This is a genomic window from Acidovorax sp. GW821-FHT11A03 (assembly GCF_058809075.1).
This window is the reverse complement of sequence record NZ_JBXASG010000002.1, coordinates 732,766-749,877: the sequence shown is the minus strand read 5'-3', so window position 1 is coordinate 749,877 and position 17,112 is coordinate 732,766. Positions and strand designations below refer to the sequence as shown.

Below are 17,112 nucleotides of genomic sequence, written 5' to 3'. Positions count from 1 at the left end.
GGGTTCGGTGAGTCGCCTTGCGGGTTCGGCTCATCGATGGGATGAACTGTACGTGGATGGGACGCGAAGAAAAACCACCGGGTCGCAAACTAACTGTTCCAGTATTGGAAACAATGAAGAGGGAACTCTGCCGCAACCCGCCGGATTTCGCGGCACCACGCGGCATCTGAAGCCGTTTTTAGAGGAAAACCCTGGTGCGAGTTTGGGACAGTGTGAATGGCTTGGGAAAGGCCGTTGCGGCGGCTGCCGCACCGCTGCGAAGGGTGGCGGCGCACCTGCGTCCCTCGCACGCGGTCGCGGCGCGCACGGTCCGCCCGCCCGTTTCCGGCGGCGCTCGGCGCGCCCCGGGCTGCAGCCGGGTGGACTCCTAGCGGACCACGGGGGCGTCCGGCAATTCGTTGTCGCCGGGCGTGTCCGATGTCCGCGGGAAGTGCCTGCTCAGGCGGGACGACACGGCCTCGATGGCTTGCGCGAGGCCTTCTTCGTAGTGCCGCTGGCGGAAGTGGGTGGACATCTGTGCGATCACATCGCGCCATTCGCTGCTCGCCACGTGGCGGGCCAGGCCCCGGTCGGCCACGATCTCTATCGCATGCTCGGGCAGCAGCAGATAGATCAGCACGCCGTTGTTGTGCTCGGTGTCCCACACGCGGTATTTGCTGAACAGCATGATGGCGCGTTCGCGCGCGCTGGCATGGCGGCGCAGGTAGCTCCAGGGCAGGCTGGCTTCGGCGACGATGCGGATCTGGCCCGTGTGCCGCCGCTCGCTGGCCGCAACCCGCGCGGCCAGCCGCTCCAGGGCGTCGCTGGAGAGCGCACGGCGGGCGCCGGGTTCGCCCCAGCGATGCTGCGCAAGGCGCCACAGGGCGGTGGCCAGGCCCGGAAAGGTCGAGGGTGCTGCAGTTTCAGGGCCCATGTCACCAGTCTCCCGAGGCGCCGCCGCCACCAAAATCTCCACCCCCTCCGGAGCTGAAGCCCCCGCCGCCGCCGCTGGTGCCGCCTCCCCAGCCACCGCCGCCGCCATGGCCCCAGCCGCCGATCGGGCCGGCGTTTCGGCCCTGCCGGGCGCCGCCGCCCACGCCGCTGAAGAGCCAGGTGTAGAGCAGTGCGATGATCCCCGCGCCGCCGGCCACCAGCAGGCTGGACGTGAACACGAAGGCAAGAAAGCCCACGCCCCCGCCCATGAACAAGCCTCCCAGCCGCCCGCCGAAGATGCTGCGCGCCAACGGACCGGCCACCATCACGCCGAAGAACAGGAAGATGGCCAGGTCGGTCCAGTCGAAGCCTCCGCGGCCGCTGTCCTGCGGCGTCGATGGGCCTGTGCCGGTATCCCTGGGCGCGGGCAGTGCCTCGCCGGCGATGCGCGCGCCAAGCTGGGCGATGGCGTCGCGCAGGCCGCCCGCATAGTCGTTCTGCTGGAATCTGGGCTTCATGGCGCCGTCGATGATGCGCGCCGCCGCGATGTCGGGGATGGCGCCCTCCAGGGCCTTGGCGACCTCGATGCGCATCTTGCGGTCGTTCTTGGCGACGATCACCAGAACGCCATCGCCCACCTCCCTGCGGCCGATCTTCCACGTGTTGCCCACGCGGTTGGCGAACGACGCGATGTCTTCGGGGGCGGTGGTGGGCACCATGAGCACCACGATCTGGGCACCCCGGGCCTGCTCCAGCGCGCGCAGCTGCGCTTCCAGCGCCGCCGTGTCGGCGGCGTCCAGCGTGCCGGTCTGGTCGATGACTGGGCCGGTGAGCGCAGGCACGGGCTGCAGGCCCCCGTCGGCCCGGGCCCAGGGCAAGGCGAATGCTATAAAAAATATAGCTATCAGCGCTTTGTGGATAAGCGCTAGGGACATATTTTCTCGGTTGTCCGGTGGAAGGGCAAGTCCGCTCAGGGCTTGGGTTTGGAGGCGGAGAAATCCACGGTGGGGGGCGCGGAGATCTGGGCCTCGTTGGCCACCGTGAAGCTGGGCTTGGGCTGGTAGCTGAAGGCCATGGCCGTCAGGTTGGTGGGGAAGCTGCGCGCGAGCACGTTGTACTCCTGCACGGTCTGGATGTAGCGGTTTCGCGCCACGGTGATGCGGTTCTCGGTGCCTTCCAGCGTGACGCGCAGGTCCCGGAAGCCCTGGTTGGCCTGCAGCGTGGGGTAGCGCTCGGAGACCGCCATCAGCCGCGACAGCGCACCCGACAACTCGCCCTGCGCCTGCTGGAACTTATTGAACGCCTCGGGGTTGTTCAGGGTTTCGGGCGTGACCTGGATCGAGGTGGCCTTGGCGCGCGCCTCGACCACGCGGGTCAGGGTTTCCTGCTCGAAGTTCGCCTCGCCCTTGACGGTGGCGACGATGTTGGGCACCAGGTCGGCACGGCGCTGGTACTGGTTGAGGACCTCGCTCCATGCGGCCTTGGACTGCTCGTCCAGGCGCTGGAAGTCGTTGTAGCCGCAGCCGCTCAGGGCCAGCACGGCTGCCAGAAGTGCAAGGATGCGTTTCATCATCATGGTGGTGTTCGCCAGGTGGAGTCAGGACAAGGGACCGGGGTGCGAATGGGCCAGACAGTGGCCGCCCGGCAGATTCTGCAACAAGTGCGCGCGCCGCCACCGCTTTCCGGTGCCGGGCAGGCCGCATGGTCACCACGCCCGCAAGGGGATGGCCGCACAATAGTGCCCTGCGCGTGGACGGGCCCCCGGCCCCCATGCCTTTCCTTCACCCCATCCTGCCGATCACCATGCCCCGTCCCCGCTCCAGCGCCGCCACCCTCGGAGGTTCCTCGGACGAAACCGAAGCCGCGTTCTACGAGGCCCTGCAGCGTGGCGATATCGAGCTGTTGATGTCCTGCTGGGCCGACGAGGACGACATCGTCTGCGTGCACCCCGGCGGGCCGAGGTTGCTGGGCGCGGGGGCAATCCGGGCGGCATTCGAGGCCATGTTTTCGCATGGCACGGTGCGGGCCCGGCCCGTGCAGGTGCACCGGGTGGTGGCCCTCACCAGCGCCGTGCACAGCGTCGCCGAACACGTGGAGGTGATGCTGCCCGACGGCCTGCACCAGGCCGTGGTGCTGGCCACCAACGTCTACCACAAGACCCCCGAAGGCTGGCGCATGGTGGCGCACCACGCCAGCCCCGGGGCCGCGCCGGACGTGCAGACGGCGGACGCGCAGCGGCCCGTGCTCCATTGAGCCGATGGCCTTCCCATGTTCAAGCCTTTTTGCCTTCTTTCCCCGGAGCTGTAAGCGCTAAGAGCTATGAAATATGTAGCACCCCGCTGGCTGCCCGGAGGCCAGCTCCAGACCATCTGGCCGGCCCTGTACTCGCGCCGGGTGTTCGGGCCCCGCCCCGAGTACCGCCGCGAGCGCTGGGAGACGCCGGATGGTGATTTCGTGGATGTGGACTTCCTGCAGGATGGCGTGGCGGCGGCCGGCGCGCCCCGGCCGTTGCTGGTGGTCTTCCATGGCCTGGAGGGTTCGTCGCGCAGCCACTACTGCGAAGCGTTCGCCGACCTGGCGCGCGAGCAGGGCTGGGCCTGCGCGCTGCCGCATTTCCGGGGCTGCAGTGGCGAGATCAACCGTGCGCCGCGCGCCTACCACTCGGGCGACCACGCCGAGATCGGCTGGATGCTGCAGCGCCTGCGTGCATCGCACAGGGGGCCGCTGATGGCGGTGGGTGTCTCCCTGGGGGGAAACGCGCTCCTGCGCTGGGCCGCCGAAGTGGGCGAGGACGCCGCGCGCAGCGCGGACGCGGTGGCCGCCGTGTGCTCGCCCATCGACCTGGCCGCAGGCGGGCACGCGATCGGGCGCGGCTTCAACCGGCAGGTCTACACGCGCATGTTCATGCGCACCCTGGTGCCCAAGGCGCTGCAGAAGCTGGCGCAGCACCCGGGGCTGTTCGACCGGCAGGCTCTGATGGCGGCGCGTGACCTGTATGCGTTCGACAATGTGTTCACCGCACCGCTGCACGGCTTTCGCAACACCGAAGACTATTGGCTGCGCGCCTCCGCCAAGCCGCTGCTGCACCGCATCCGCCTTCCGGCCCTAGTCGTCAATGCGCGCAACGACCCGTTCGTTCCGGCCGCCAGCCTGCCGTTGCCGCAGGAGGTGGCCAACGGGTTCGTCACGCTCTGGCAGCCCCCGCACGGCGGCCATGTCGGCTTTGCCCACGGGCGCTTGCCGGGGCATGTGCGCGCCATGCCCGACGCAGTCGGGGGATGGCTGGCAGAGCATGCGGGGGCCGTGGCGCGCGCGGGAGCACAATCGCCGCATGGATGACATCGTCAAGCAGGCGCTGGCCAAGTGGCCCAATGTGCCCGACTGCTACGGATGGCTCGGCCTGGATGCGCGCGGCCACTGGTACCTGCGCGACGACCAGGTCCAGGCCGCGGGCCCCTTTCCGCGCAGCAAAGGGTCCCTGCTGCAGCATGAAAAGCTGGTCGAATTCATTGCGCGCAATTACGAGCACGACGCGCAGGGGCAATGGTTTTTCCAGAACGGGCCGCAGCGCGTGTATGTGGAACTGGAAGCCACGCCCCTCGTGTGGCGCATACAGCCGGATTTTTCCGTGCTTTCCCACACCGGCCGGGGGGGCGCGGTGCAGGACTGCCTGGTGGATGCACAGGGGCGGGTCTACCTGGTGTCGGAGCTGGGCGTGGGGCTGGTGCACACCCTGGACGTGCCCCTGGCCGCCGAGGCGGTGGAGGCGGGCCGCTGGGTACCGCTGGATGTGCGGGCAGAGGATTTGCCGGGGCGCTACGGCTTCGTCTTGAGCCCGCATGGCCGCTGGAGCGCCGGTGGAATGCAGGGGCGGGCGCCCAGGGCGGGCATGGCGCGCACCTGAAGAAGAAAGAGAAGGAACCAGGGCGCAGAAAGTAAAAAAGCCGGTCCACAGAACCGGCTTTTTCATGGGCCCGCGCGGCGCTCCGCCGCATGCGGGAGAGAAGGGCTTACTTGGCGGCCGCGGCCATGAACTCGACGGCGGCACGCAGATCGGCATCCGACGCCTGAGCGGCGCCACCGCGGGGAGGCATCGCACCCTTGCCCTTGGCCACGCTGTTGTACAGCGCATCGATGCCGGCAGGCAGGCGGGCCGACCAGGCGGCCTTGTCACCAAACTTGGGGGCGCCGGCCACGCCAGCCGCGTGGCACACCTGGCACGCCTGCTTGTACAGGGCTTCGCCAGCGCCTGCGGCGGCAGCGGCCACAGGAGCGGGCGCTGCTGCAGCAGCAGCAGGAGCGGCTTCGGCAGCGGACGCTGCTGCGGCCGCCGTAGCGGCAGGGGCTGCGGACGCGGCGTCGGCGGCAGCCGCGGGGGCTGCTCCGTCGGGTGTCGCGGGTTCCGCGAACTTGGCGCCGGCGGCGTTGGCCATGTATGCGACGGCCCGCGCGATTTCGGTGTCGTTGAAGTCGCCGCCGCCTTGCGGCGCCATGGCGCCCTTGCCCTTCAGCGCGGATTGGACCAGCGCTTCAAAGCCGGTCTTGATGCGGGCCGACCAGGCAGCGGCGTCCGAGAACTTGGGAGCCCCCGCGGCGCCTGTGGCATGGCAGGCCGCGCACTGGCCCTTGTAGACGTCTTCGCCGCTTCGCAGGGGGCGGTTGGCATCGCGGATTTCGACCATGCCCACCTTCTGGATGCGCTCGGCAATGGCCTTCTCGGGATTGGCTGCGCCAGCGGCCGGCTTGTCGGCCGACGTGACATACAGGACCAAGCCAATGATGGCAAAGATCGGAATCACAAACGAGAAAAGTACCGCGACCAGCAACTGCTTGGGGTTCTTGATCGGGCCGGTATGGGCTTCTTCGTGGTGGTTGTCGCTCATGACGTCCTCAGGGTGTATCGGGGGGCTTTGATGAAATCAACCCTCAATTATATCTGCGGGGCTGGGGCCTCCCCGTGAGCATCGCACAGGCGCCGCGCCAGATGCGCGAGACAGCCCGCGCGCGCCGCCACCCTGCGGTGCGGGCGCGCGTGGCCTGGCGCCGCCGTGCGCGTCAGGACGGATTGCCCGCCACCGCCGCGGCTTCGGGCGCGCCGCCGCCCAGGGCCTTGTACAGCGCCACCTGGTTTTGCAGTTGCGCGAGCTTGACCTGCACGACGGCCTGCTGCGTGGCGAACAGGGAGCGCTGGGCGTCCAGCAGGTCCAGGTAGCTCGATACGCCGTTGCGGTAGCGCAGATCGGCCAGCTGCAGCCGCGCGCCTTCCGCCTGGGCCTGCAGTTGCTGGGCCTCGGCCTGCTCACCCAGGGTGGCCTGGCCCGCCAGCGCATCCGAGACTTCGCGGAAGGCCGTCTGGATGGCCTTTTCGTATTGCGCGATGGCGATGCCCCGCCCGGCTTGCGCACTCTCGAGGTTGGCCTGGTTGCGGCCCGCGTCGAAGATGGGCAGCAGCAGGGACGGCGCGATCGTGAACCCCCACGAGCCGCTCTTGAACAGGCCCGACAGTTCGCCGCTGGCGGTGCCTGCCTGGGCCGTGAGCGAGATGCGCGGGAAGAACGCGGCCCGCGCCGCGCCGATGTTCGCGTTGGCTGCGATCAGCTGCTGCTCTGCCTGGCGGATGTCGGGGCGGCGTGTCAGCAGTTCGGACGGCAGGCCCGCGGGCAACTGCGCCATGGCGGGCGCAGCGGCCAGCCGGCTGCCTGTGAGGCTGGCGCGGATGTCGTCGGGCAGGGACTGTCCGAGCAGTAGGGCCAGGGCGTTCTCGTCCAGCGCGCGCTGGCGCTGCTGCTGCGCCAGGGTGGCGCGTGCCGCCTGGGTCAGGGACTCTGCCTGGCGGAAGTCCAGCTCCGAGGCCACGCCCGCGTCCAGCCGCATGCGCGTGAGGCGCACCGATTCCTCGCGCGACGCGAGGGTCTGGCGCGACAGGTCCAGCAGCTCCTCGTCGGCCAGCAGGTTCAGCCAGCCGTTGGCCACTGCGGCCACCAGGCTGACCTGCGCCGCATTGCGGCCCTCTTCGGTGGCAAGGTACTGCGCGAGCGCCTGCTCCTTGAGGCTGGCGATGCGGCCGAAGAAGTCGATCTCCCAGGCCGAAACCGCAAGTCCGACGCTGAACGAGTTGGTCAGGTCGCCCGTGCCCGCGGCCGGTGCGCGGCTGGCGTTGGCCGCCAGGCCCACGCCCGGGTACAGGTCGGCCCGGCGCACCTGGAACGTGGCGCGTGCCTGTTCGATGTTGAGCACGGCCACGCGCAGATCGCGGTTGTTGGCCAGCGCGGCTTCGATGAGCTGGCGCAGCCGGGGCTCGGCGAAATAGTCCTGCCAGGGGGCCGCGGCCGCAGCGCCCTGCGTGGTGCCACTGGCGGAAGCCGCCGTGGTGTACGTGGCCGGTACGGGGGGCGCGGGTCGCTCGTAGACGGGGATGAACGAGCAGCCGGCCAGCAGCGCTGCCGCTGCCAGTGCGATGGAGGTGCTGCGGTGATTAGTCATGGGTTCCAACTCCTGCTTCTTCTGCGTGGCGGCGGTTCATTTCCTGCTGGCGCGCGCTGCCCTTGAACAGGCTGCGGACCACCACGAAGAACACGGGCACGAAGAACACGGCCAGTGCCGTGCCCGTGATCATTCCGCCCAGCACGCCCGTGCCGATGGCGCGCTGGCTGGCCGAGCCCGCGCCCGACGCGATGGCCAGCGGCAGCACGCCCAGGCCGAATGCCATCGAGGTCATCACGATGGGGCGGAACCGCAGGTGCGCGGCCGCCAGCGCCGACTCGATCACGCCCTTGCCCTGGGCCTGAAGGTCCTTGGCAAATTCGATGATCAGGATGGCGTTCTTCGCCGACAGGCCGATGATGGTGATCAGGCCCACCTGGAAGTACACGTCATTGGCATAGCCCCGCAGCAGGGTCGCCAGCAGCACGCCCAGCACGCCCAGGGGCACCACCAGGATCACGGCCAGCGGAATCGACCAGCTTTCGTACAGCGCGGCCAGGCACAGGAACACGGCCAGGATGGCAAAGCTGTAGAGGATCAGCGACTGGGAGCCCGCCAGCTTTTCTTCGCGCGACTGGCCGGTCCATTCAAAGCCGAAGCCTGCGGGCAGCTGGCCCGCGAGCTTTTCCATCTCGGCCATGGCGGCGCCCGTGCTGAAACCGGGGGCTGGCGAGCCCGAGATCCGCATGGCGGGATAGCCGTTGTAGCGCACCGTCTGCTGCGCGCCATTGACCCAGCGGGTGGTGGCGAAGGCAGAGAGCGGCACCGGCTTGCCCTGGCTGTTGGCGGCGTTGATCTTCAGCAGATCGTCGGGCTGCATGCGCGAAGGCGCGTCGGCCTGCACGACCACGCGCTGCAGGCGGCCCTGGTTCGGGAAGTCGTTCACATAGCTCGAGCCCAGCGCGGTCGACAGCGCGGAGTTGATGGCATCGAACGGCACGCCCAGGGCGTTGGCCTTGTCGCGGTCGATGTCGATCTGCAGCTGTGGCGCGTCTTCCAGGCCGTCCGGGCGCACCTGCGTGAGCACCTTGCTTTGCGAGGCCATGCCCAGCAGCTGATTGCGTGCCTTCACGAGCGCCTCGTGGCCGGCGCCTCCGCGGTCCTGCAGGCGGAACGTGAAGCCGCTGGCATTGCCCAGCTCGGGAATGGGAGGCGGGCTCAGCGGGAAGATGAACGCATCGCGGATTCCCATCAGGCCGCCGAAGGCCCGGTTGGCAACGTCCTGCGCCGATTGGCCCGGGCCGTGGCGTTCGCTCCAGTCCTTCAAGGTCACGAAGGCAAGGGCGGCGTTCTGCCCCTGGCCGGAGAAGCTGAAGCCCAGCACGCCCACCATGCTCTGCACTTCGGGCTGCTTGAGAATGAACTCCTCGACCTGCTGCATCACGGCCAGCGTGCGCTCCTGCGTCGCGCCGGGGGGCAGCTGCACGTTGACGATGATGTTGCCCTGGTCTTCGCTGGGCAGGAACGAGGTGGGCAGGCGCATGTACACCACGGCGACGGCGCCAATGATGGCGGCGTAGATGACGAGGTAGCGTGCTGCCCGCTTGAGCATGCGCGCCACGAAGCCTTCATAGCCCTTGGCGGTGCGCGAAAAGCCGCGATTGAACCAGCCGAAGAAACCGGTCTTCTCGTGGTGGTGCCCGGCTTCGACGGGCTTGAGCAGCGTGGCGCACAGGGCCGGCGTGAGCGACAGGGCCATGAAAGCGGAAAAGCCGATGGAGGCCACCATCACCGCCGAGAACTGGCGGTAGATGTTGCCCGTGGAGCCCGCGAAGAAGGCCAGCGGCACGAACACCGAGATCAGCACCACGGTCACGCCGATGATGGCGCCCGAGATCTGGCGCATGGCCTTGCGCGTCGCCTCGAGCGGGGACAGTCCTTCCTCGCTCATGATGCGTTCGACGTTTTCCACCACCACGATGGCATCGTCCACCACGATGCCGATCACCAGCACCATGCCGAACATGGTCAGCACGTTGATCGAGAAGCCCAGCGCCAGCAGCGTGGCGAAGGTGCCCAGCAGAGCGATCGGCACCACGATGGTGGGGATGATGGTGTAGCGCCAGTTCTGCAGGAACAGGAACATCACCAGGAACACCAGCGCCACCGCTTCCAGCAGGGTCTCGGCCACCTGCTTGATGGAGATGTCCACGAAGCGCGAGCTGTCGTAGGGAATGCTCCAGCTCATGCCTTCGGGGAAGTAGCGCGAGAGCTCATTCATCTTGGTGCGCACGGCTTTCGCGGCTTCCAGGGCATTGCCGCTGGGCGACAGCTGGACGCCAATGCCCACGGCGGGCTTGCCGTTCAGTCGCGCGGCCGTGGCGTAGGCCTGGCCCCCCAGCTCCACGCGCGCCACGTCCTTGATGCGCACGGTGGAGCCGTCGGTGTTGGCGCGCAGCACGATGTTGCCGAACTGCTCCACGCTGGAGAGCTGGCCGTTGACCACCACCGTGGCCGCAATCCCCTGGCCCGCGATGTTGGGCAGGTCGCCGATCGTGCCGCTGGCCACCTGGGCGTTCTGGGCGCGGATGGCGGCGGTGATTTCGGCGGCCGAAAGGTTGAAGCTCACCATCTTGGCGGGGTCGATCCAGATGCGCATGGCGCGTTCCGTGCCGAACAGCTGTGCCTGGCCGATGCCCTGCAGCCGCTGCAGCTCGGGGACGATGTTGCGCGACGCGTAGTCGCCCAGGGCCACCGTGTCCGTCGCCGGGTTGGTCGACGAGAGCATGGTGAACAGCAGGAAGTTGGAGCGCGATTTGTCCACGCGCACGCCCTGTTGTGTCACGGCCGAGGGCAGCCGTGGCGTGGCGCGCGAGAGGCGGTTCTGCACATCCACCTGGGCCAGATCGGCATTGGTGCCGGGCTGGAAGCTCAGCGTGATGCTGCCGGAGCCGTCGGCCTGGGCGACGGATTCCATGTAGATCAGCCCCGGTGATCCGTTCATCTCGCGCTCGATGACCGACAGCACGCTGTCTTCGAGCGTTTGCGCGGATGCGCCCGGATAGGCCGCGTTGATGACGATGGCTGGCGGAGCCACCGGTGGGTACTGCGCGATGGGCAGCTGCGTGATCGCCACGCCGCCCATCACCATGATGAACAGGGCGATCACCCATGCAAAGATGGGTCGGTCGATAAAGAACTTGGCCATGCTGGGGTGCCCTTTATGGCTTCGACGAAGACGCGGCAGAAGCGGCGGGTGCCGCAGGTGCTGCTGCGGCGGCCGGCGACGGGGGCGCCGCGGATGGCGCTCCCGGCGCCTGCCATGGAACCGGCTTCACCGGCGTGCCGGGCGGCAGCATCTGCAGCTTCTGGAAGCCGTCCACCATGACCTTCTCGCCAGCCTTCAGCCCGTCGAGAACCACCCAGCGGTTGTTCTGGGCCGCGCTGACCTTGATGGGGCGCTGGGACACTTTGCCGTCCTCGCCCACCACGCTGACCGTGTCACCCTGCTGGGTGCGCGTGACAGCCTGCTGGGGCAGGGTGATGGCATTGCTGGCCTGGGCCTGTTCGATGCGCACGCGCAGGTACAGGCCGGGCAGCAGCTCTCCCTTGGGGTTGGGAGCTTCCGCGCGCAGCGTGACCTGTCCCGTGGTGGCGTCCACCGACAGGTCGGTGAACAGCAGCTTGCCGGTCTGGGCGTATTCCGATCCGTCGCCCAGGACGAGCTTGACGCTGGCGGCCTCGGTGCCGCCGGCGCGCTTGAACTGGCCGCTTTCCATGGCACGGCGCAGCTGGAAGACATCGCTGGCCGATTGGGTGAAGTTCACGTACACCGGGTCGATCTGCTGCACGACGGCCAGGGCAGTGGCTTCTCCCTGCCCGACCAATGCACCTTCCGTGACCAGCGCCCGCCCGATGCGGCCCGATATGGGGGATGTCACGCTGGCATAGCCAAGGTTGATGTCGGCGGTGCGCACCGACGCCCTGGCGGCGGCCACGTCTGCCTGGGCCTGCTTTTCGGCGGCTTCCGCATTGACGAAGTCCTGCTTGCTGATGGCATTGGCGCTCACGAGCGGGCGGTAGCGTTCCACCTGGGCGCTGGCCTGCGCGAGGTTGGCCTGGGCCTTGGCGAGGCTGGCGCGGGCGCTTTCCGACGCTGCCGCGTACGGGGCAGCGTCAATGCGAAAGAGTGGCTGGCCTGCCTTCACGTCGCTGCCCTCCTTGAAAAGGCGCTGCTGCAGGATGCCCGCAGCCCGGGCGCGCACCTGGGCGACGCGGGAAGCTTCCACGCGGCCCGGCAATTCGGTGATCAGCCCCACATCGCCGGGCGTTGCGGTGACAACCCCAACCTCGACGGGGGGCATCTGCTGCCCGCCGGCTGGGGCTTGGCCGTCGCTTTTGCCGCAGGCAGCCAGCAACACCGCCGCTGCGGTGGCTGCGACCAGGGAGATGGCCTTGTGGGTTGTAGAGGCGCGAAAGGAGGGAATGGCAGATGCGTCACGCGGTGTGGGCATGGGAGTCCTTTTGATTGGCGTCAAGGAATTGGGTTGTAGGGGAAAGGGCCGCTGGCTGGAAGCGCCCCAAGATGAGAGCCCGACAAAATAAGTGCGCGATTATACATACAAACATGAATGTATAATTGTGACCGCCGGATGTCTTGTTGCATCCGGCCGGTGACTAGGCATTGAGAACGAGGAGACATACACCCCATGGCGCGTCGAACCAAAGAGGATGCAATTGCCACGCGCAACAGCCTGATAGATGCCGCGGAGCAGGTCTTCCGGGAGAAGGGGGTTTCGCGTGCTTCCCTGAGCGATATCGCGCAGGCTGCGGGGGCGACGCGGGGGGCGATCTACTGGCATTTCAAGGACAAGGTGGACCTCTTCAGTGCCATGATGGACCGGGTGACCCTTCCGCTCGAGCAGGGCTATGGGGAATTCGAGTGCAGCACCTGTCCGGATCCGGTGCAGCGGCTGCGTGCGGTGATGGCGCTTGTGCTGCGCAGCGTGGCCTCTGACGAGCGGACGCGCCGGGTTTTCGAGATTGCGCTCTACAAGGTGGAATATGTGAGCGAGCTCGTGGGGGTGCGTGATCGTCACGTGGCTGCGTCGGATGGTTTCACCCGCCAGTTGGCGCGCGACTTCGAGCTGGCTGCGCAGTTGCAAGGGGTCGTCTTGCCAATGACGCCCGTGGAGGCGGCCGTGGGCTTGCATGCCTTGTTCGATGGGCTCATCCGCAACTGGATCCTGGGGGGGGGCGGCTTTGATCTGGTGGGTGTCGGTGGGGTGAGTACCGATGCCTTTCTTGTGGGGTTGGGCCTGGCATTGCCAGGGGTTGTTGATGCCCAGGATTGCCGTGTTGCGCCCTAGTGCGTCTGTGGGTGCTCGTGTTGGTCGTGGTGCATCGGGGTGGTGTGCGTTTGCTGGCGGCGGTTGCATGCGATAATCCAAGGCTGTGCCAGTTCGGTCGTGCGGCTGTAGCTCAGTGGATAGAGTATTGGCCTCCGAAGCCAAGGGTCGTGGGTTCGATCCCCGCCAGCCGCACCAATGACGCGTGCAATCCAGGGAATGTGTCTCTTCGGGTGATCCTGCGGGGCTGCTAATTTCTCCGTGTTGCAAAAAACTAGTGCTATAATTCGAAATTCTCCGGAGGGGTGCCCGAGTGGCTAAAGGGGGCAGACTGTAAATCTGTTGGCTTACGCCTACACTGGTTCGAATCCAGTCCCCTCCACCAGTGAGAGAGTAGTGTTGAGAGTGATGTCCAGTTTTGCTTGGTTGCAAGGCTTGGCGCGCAGAGGCTGTTGGCCGATGCGGGAGTAGTTCAATGGTAGAACCCTAGCCTTCCAAGCTAATGACGCGGGTTCGATTCCCGTCTCCCGCTCCATTGCTCGCTTGTGCTGGTTTGTTGAGTTAGAGATTTTGATGTTGTGCGAGCGGCATCAAGTTGCCCATGTGGCTCAGTGGTAGAGCACTCCCTTGGTAAGGGAGAGGTCGCGGGTCCGATTCCCGCCATGGGCACCACTTTCAGGTGCGTCCGATTCTGGTTGCGCCGAGATCCTGTCGTATTGGTATAGATTTTTTTCGGAGTCGGAAAAATGGCAAAAGGAAAGTTCGAGCGCACCAAGCCTCACGTCAACGTGGGCACGATCGGCCACGTGGACCATGGCAAGACGACGCTGACGGCGGCCATCGCCACCGTGCTGTCCGCCAAGTTCGGCGGCGAAGCCAAGGCATACGACCAGATCGATGCGGCGCCCGAAGAAAAGGCCCGCGGCATCACGATCAACACCGCGCACGTGGAATACGAAACGGCCAACCGCCACTACGCCCACGTGGACTGCCCCGGCCACGCCGACTATGTGAAGAACATGATCACCGGCGCTGCCCAGATGGACGGCGCCATCCTGGTGTGCTCGGCCGCTGACGGCCCCATGCCCCAGACCCGCGAACACATCCTGCTGGCCCGCCAGGTGGGCGTGCCTTACATCATCGTGTTCCTGAACAAGTGCGACATGGTGGACGACGAAGAACTGCTGGAACTCGTCGAAATGGAAGTGCGCGAACTCCTGGACAAGTACGACTTCCCAGGCGACGACACCCCCATCATCCGTGGCTCGGCCAAGCTCGCCCTGGAAGGCGACAAGGGCAAGCTGGGTGAAGAAGCCATCATGAAGCTGGCCGAAGCGCTGGACACCTACATCCCCACGCCAGAGCGCGCTGTGGACGGTGCCTTCCTGATGCCCGTGGAAGACGTGTTCTCCATCTCCGGTCGTGGCACCGTGGTGACCGGTCGCGTCGAGCGCGGCATCATCAAGGTCGGCGAAGAAATCGAAATCGTTGGTATCCGCGACACGCAAAAGACCATCTGCACCGGCGTGGAAATGTTCCGCAAGCTGCTGGACCAAGGTCAAGCTGGCGACAACGTCGGCCTGCTGCTGCGCGGCACCAAGCGCGAAGACGTGGAGCGCGGCCAAGTGCTGTGCAAGCCCGGCTCGATCAAGCCCCACACCCACTTCACCGCTGAAGTGTATGTGCTGAGCAAGGACGAAGGCGGCCGCCACACGCCGTTCTTCAACAACTACCGCCCACAGTTCTACTTCCGCACGACCGACGTGACCGGCGCCATCGAGCTGCCGGCCGACAAGGAAATGGTCATGCCTGGCGACAACGTGTCGATCACCGTCAAGCTGATCAACCCCATCGCCATGGAAGAAGGCCTGCGCTTCGCCATCCGCGAAGGCGGCCGTACGGTCGGCGCTGGCGTCGTGGCCAAGATCATTGCTTAACTGGCAAAGGTATACAGGGGTATAGCTCAATTGGCAGAGCGTCGGTCTCCAAAACCGAAGGTTGTAGGTTCGATTCCTACTGCCCCTGCCACTTGAATGTGGCCCAGAACAAGCCCGCCAGGCCCTGGCGGGCTTCGGTGTCTTAAGTGATGCCGTGAATCGGAAGCAGGAAATACTCAAAGATGGCCACTTCACAGGTTGAAACTGTCAATACAGGCGCAGACAAGGCCAAGCTCGCAGCGGTGGTGGCTTTGGTCATCGCCTCGGTTGCGGGCTTTTATTTGCTGAGCAAGCAGGGTGCTCTCGTCCAATGGGCTGCGCTGATCGTCGGTCTGGTGGCGGCTGCGGGCGTGTTCCTGGTGTCGGAGTCTGGCCGTCAGTTCGTTGCCTTCGCAAAGGATGCATGGCGCGAGGTGAAAAAGGTCGTCTGGCCTACCCGCAAGGAAACCTTGCAGATGACGGCGTATGTGTTTGCCTTCGTCGTGATCATGGCGCTTTTCCTGTGGTTCACGGACAAGACGCTGGAATGGGTCTTGTACGACTTGGTTTTGGGTTGGAGAAAGTCATGACGACCGCTGCGGAAATCACTGGAGCAGAAGCTCCTGCAGGCGCTTCTGCTTCGGCAAATCCGGATCTGCGCTGGTACATCGTCCATGCCTATTCGGGCATGGAAAAGGCGGTGGAGCGCAATATCCAGGAACGCATTGGTCGCTCTGGCATGCAAGACAAGTTCGGTCGCATTCTGGTGCCGACCGAAGAAGTGGTGGAGATGAAAAACGGCCAGCGCAAGACGACGGAGCGTCGCTTGTTCCCTGGCTATGTATTCGTCGAGATGGTGATGGACGACGATACCTGGCACTTGGTGAAGCACACCAACAAGGTGACCGGTTTCGTGGGGGGGGCCAAGAACCGCCCCGCCCCTATTTCCGAAGAGGAAGTCCAGAAGATCGTCAGCCAGATGCAGGAAGGCACGGACAAGCCGCGCCACAAGATCGAATTCATGGTGGGCGAACTGGTTCGCGTCAAGGAAGGTCCGTTCACGGATTTCAATGGCTCCGTCGAAGAAGTCAATTACGAAAAGAGCCGCGTGCGCGTCTCCGTGATGATCTTCGGCCGCTCCACGCCGGTCGAGCTGGAATTTGGTCAGGTCGAAAAGACGTAAGAACGTCTTCGATAAGAACCCTGATCGCCCTGGCACGCCAGGGCAAGCAATTGGATGTCGCGCTTTTCGGCTCGGTGCGAACATCGTGATAGCGAGTCGTTAACCCCGGGGAGCCGGTTGCTGCATGGTGCAGCGCAGGCGTTATGACCCGTAAGGAGTAAAACATGGCGAAAAAAATCGTCGGTTTTATCAAGCTGCAAGTCCCAGCTGGTAAGGCCAATCCATCCCCACCCATCGGCCCGGCACTGGGTCAGCGTGGCCTCAACATCATGGAGTTCTGCAAGGCATTCAATGCGCAGACCCAAGGTGTGGAGCCAGGCCTGCCATTGCCCGTGGTCATCACGGCTTTCGCAGACAAGAGCTTTACCTTCATCATCAAGACGCCGCCTGCGACGACTCTGATCAAGAAGGCCATCAAGCTCGAAAAGGGTTCGGCCAATGCGCTGAAGATCAAGGTCGGCAAGATCACGCGCGAACAGCTCGAAGAAATCGCCAAGACCAAGATGAAGGACATGAATGCCGCGAATGTTGACGCTGCTGTCCGTACGCTGGCTGGTTCCGCACGCTCGATGGGCGTGACGGTGGAGGGTTTGTAAATGGCCAAGTTGACGAAAAAGCAAAAAGCCCTGCAGGGCAAGGTTGACAGCACGAAGCTGTACGCCTTTGCGGATGCAGTGGCTCTGGTGAAGGAAGCCGCCACCGCCAAGTTCGATGAATCCATCGACGTGGCCGTGCAGCTCGGCATTGATGCCAAGAAGTCCGACCAAGTGGTGCGTGGCGCCGTGGTGCTGCCCAACGGTACCGGCAAGACGACGCGCGTCGCCGTGTTCGCCCAGGGTGCTAAGGCTGAAGAAGCCAAGGCCGCGGGTGCCGACATCGTCGGCATGGACGACCTGGCCGCCATGGTCAAGGCTGGCGACATGCCTTTCGACGTGGTGATTGCTGCCCCTGACGCGATGCGCGTCGTGGGTACGCTGGGCCAGATCCTGGGCCCGCGTGGCCTGATGCCCAACCCCAAGGTGGGCACAGTGACGCCTGACGTTGCCACGGCCGTGAAGAACGCCAAGGCTGGTCAAGTGCAGTTCCGCGTGGACAAGGCCGGTATCGTGCACAGCACGATTGGCCGCCGCTCGTTCGACAACGAGAAGCTGCAAGGCAATCTGGCTGCGCTGATCGATGCACTGAACAAGGCCAAGCCTGCTTCGAGCAAGGGTCTGTACCTGCGCAAGGTCGCCGTGTCTTCCACGATGGGCCTGGGCGTCCGCGTGGATACGCAATCCATCGCAGCGTAATTGCGAAAAGAAATCTTCGGACCTGTCAAAGGGTCCGA

General features: G+C 65.7%; 16 protein-coding genes and 5 tRNA genes. 14 read left to right on the top strand and 7 right to left on the bottom strand.

Going from position 1 to position 17,112, the window contains the following annotated elements:
- Nucleotides 1-367 precede the first annotated feature (367 nt).
- The 3 genes from AC1RVY_RS07135 to AC1RVY_RS07125 are packed head-to-tail and all read right to left on the bottom strand — an operon-like array spanning nucleotide 368 to nucleotide 2,482.
- On the bottom strand, nucleotides 368-913 hold the full coding sequence (locus AC1RVY_RS07135; RefSeq protein ID WP_492805956.1) for a TPM domain-containing protein: 546 nt from the start codon (nucleotides 911-913) through the stop codon (nucleotides 368-370).
- A gap of 1 nt (nucleotide 914) precedes the next feature.
- Nucleotides 915-1,847 (bottom strand): TPM domain-containing protein, encoded by a 933-nt coding sequence (locus AC1RVY_RS07130; RefSeq protein WP_492805954.1) that lies wholly within the window; start codon nucleotides 1,845-1,847, stop codon nucleotides 915-917.
- Between the two features lie 35 nt (nucleotides 1,848-1,882).
- On the bottom strand, nucleotides 1,883-2,482 hold the full coding sequence (locus AC1RVY_RS07125; protein WP_218341852.1) for a LemA family protein: 600 nt from the start codon (nucleotides 2,480-2,482) through the stop codon (nucleotides 1,883-1,885).
- 233 nt (nucleotides 2,483-2,715) lie between these two features.
- Between AC1RVY_RS07125 and AC1RVY_RS07120 the strand changes: the two genes are divergently transcribed.
- The 3 genes from AC1RVY_RS07120 (at nucleotide 2,716) to AC1RVY_RS07110 (ending at nucleotide 4,816) form a co-directional block, all read left to right on the top strand.
- The gene (locus AC1RVY_RS07120) at nucleotides 2,716-3,165 is read left to right on the top strand and encodes a YybH family protein (protein WP_218298042.1); all 450 of its coding nucleotides are present in this window, start codon (nucleotides 2,716-2,718) and stop codon (nucleotides 3,163-3,165) included.
- Between the two features lie 66 nt (nucleotides 3,166-3,231).
- Nucleotides 3,232-4,251: a YheT family hydrolase gene (locus AC1RVY_RS07115; RefSeq protein ID WP_492805952.1), complete on the top strand. Its 1,020-nt coding sequence runs from the start codon at nucleotides 3,232-3,234 to the stop codon at nucleotides 4,249-4,251.
- Nucleotides 4,244-4,816, top strand: coding sequence for a DUF2946 family protein (locus AC1RVY_RS07110; RefSeq protein WP_492805951.1), 573 nt, complete (start codon nucleotides 4,244-4,246; stop codon nucleotides 4,814-4,816). The genes AC1RVY_RS07115 and AC1RVY_RS07110 overlap by 8 nt, the downstream gene beginning before the upstream one ends.
- A gap of 106 nt (nucleotides 4,817-4,922) precedes the next feature.
- Here the strand turns inward: AC1RVY_RS07110 and AC1RVY_RS07105 are convergent, their stop codons facing one another.
- The 4 genes from AC1RVY_RS07105 to AC1RVY_RS07090 all read right to left on the bottom strand — a co-directional run bounded on the left by AC1RVY_RS07105 (nucleotide 4,923) and on the right by AC1RVY_RS07090 (nucleotide 11,849).
- Nucleotides 4,923-5,795 carry a c-type cytochrome gene (locus tag AC1RVY_RS07105; protein WP_492805950.1) on the bottom strand — a complete coding sequence of 291 codons (873 nt, stop codon included), beginning with the start codon at nucleotides 5,793-5,795 and terminating at the stop codon, nucleotides 4,923-4,925.
- Nucleotides 5,796-5,967: 172 nt separating this feature from the next.
- Nucleotides 5,968-7,395: an efflux transporter outer membrane subunit gene (locus AC1RVY_RS07100; RefSeq protein ID WP_492805949.1), complete on the bottom strand. Its 1,428-nt coding sequence runs from the start codon at nucleotides 7,393-7,395 to the stop codon at nucleotides 5,968-5,970.
- On the bottom strand, nucleotides 7,388-10,543 hold the full coding sequence (locus AC1RVY_RS07095) for an efflux RND transporter permease subunit (protein WP_218298047.1): 3,156 nt from the start codon (nucleotides 10,541-10,543) through the stop codon (nucleotides 7,388-7,390). Before AC1RVY_RS07095 ends, AC1RVY_RS07100 begins: the two co-directional genes overlap by 8 nt.
- Before the next feature lie 13 nt (nucleotides 10,544-10,556).
- Entirely contained in the window at nucleotides 10,557-11,849 is a 1,293-nt protein-coding gene (locus AC1RVY_RS07090) for an efflux RND transporter periplasmic adaptor subunit (RefSeq protein ID WP_492805947.1), read from the bottom strand.
- A gap of 195 nt (nucleotides 11,850-12,044) precedes the next feature.
- Here AC1RVY_RS07090 and AC1RVY_RS07085 point away from each other — a divergent pair, with 195 nt between their 5' ends.
- From AC1RVY_RS07085 to rplA, 11 genes are all read left to right on the top strand, one after another.
- Nucleotides 12,045-12,704 carry a TetR family transcriptional regulator gene (locus tag AC1RVY_RS07085; protein WP_492805945.1) on the top strand — a complete coding sequence of 220 codons (660 nt, stop codon included), beginning with the start codon at nucleotides 12,045-12,047 and terminating at the stop codon, nucleotides 12,702-12,704.
- Nucleotides 12,705-12,805: 101 nt separating this feature from the next.
- Nucleotides 12,806-12,881: transfer RNA gene (locus AC1RVY_RS07080), tRNA-Arg, on the top strand.
- 101 nt (nucleotides 12,882-12,982) lie between these two features.
- Nucleotides 12,983-13,068 (top strand) — tRNA-Tyr (locus AC1RVY_RS07075).
- A 76-nt stretch (nucleotides 13,069-13,144) separates the two neighbouring features.
- Nucleotides 13,145-13,218: transfer RNA gene (locus tag AC1RVY_RS07070), tRNA-Gly, on the top strand.
- Between the two features lie 62 nt (nucleotides 13,219-13,280).
- Nucleotides 13,281-13,355, top strand: a tRNA-Thr gene (locus AC1RVY_RS07065).
- Nucleotides 13,356-13,429: 74 nt separating this feature from the next.
- Entirely contained in the window at nucleotides 13,430-14,620 is a 1,191-nt protein-coding gene (tuf, locus tag AC1RVY_RS07060) for an elongation factor Tu (protein ID WP_056642984.1), read from the top strand.
- Nucleotides 14,621-14,635: 15 nt separating this feature from the next.
- A tRNA-Trp gene (locus AC1RVY_RS07055) sits at nucleotides 14,636-14,711 on the top strand.
- A gap of 91 nt (nucleotides 14,712-14,802) precedes the next feature.
- Nucleotides 14,803-15,189: a preprotein translocase subunit SecE gene (gene secE, locus AC1RVY_RS07050; RefSeq protein ID WP_218297389.1), complete on the top strand. Its 387-nt coding sequence runs from the start codon at nucleotides 14,803-14,805 to the stop codon at nucleotides 15,187-15,189.
- Entirely contained in the window at nucleotides 15,186-15,782 is a 597-nt protein-coding gene (gene nusG / locus AC1RVY_RS07045) for a transcription termination/antitermination protein NusG (RefSeq protein WP_082437456.1), read from the top strand. Before secE ends, nusG begins: the two co-directional genes overlap by 4 nt.
- Nucleotides 15,783-15,946: 164 nt before the next feature.
- A complete protein-coding gene (rplK, locus tag AC1RVY_RS07040; RefSeq protein WP_063459212.1) occupies nucleotides 15,947-16,378 on the top strand; it encodes a 50S ribosomal protein L11 in 432 nt (143 codons plus the stop codon).
- A complete protein-coding gene (gene rplA, locus AC1RVY_RS07035) occupies nucleotides 16,379-17,074 on the top strand; it encodes a 50S ribosomal protein L1 (protein ID WP_218297388.1) in 696 nt (231 codons plus the stop codon).
- Nucleotides 17,075-17,112: the final 38 nt, after the last annotated feature.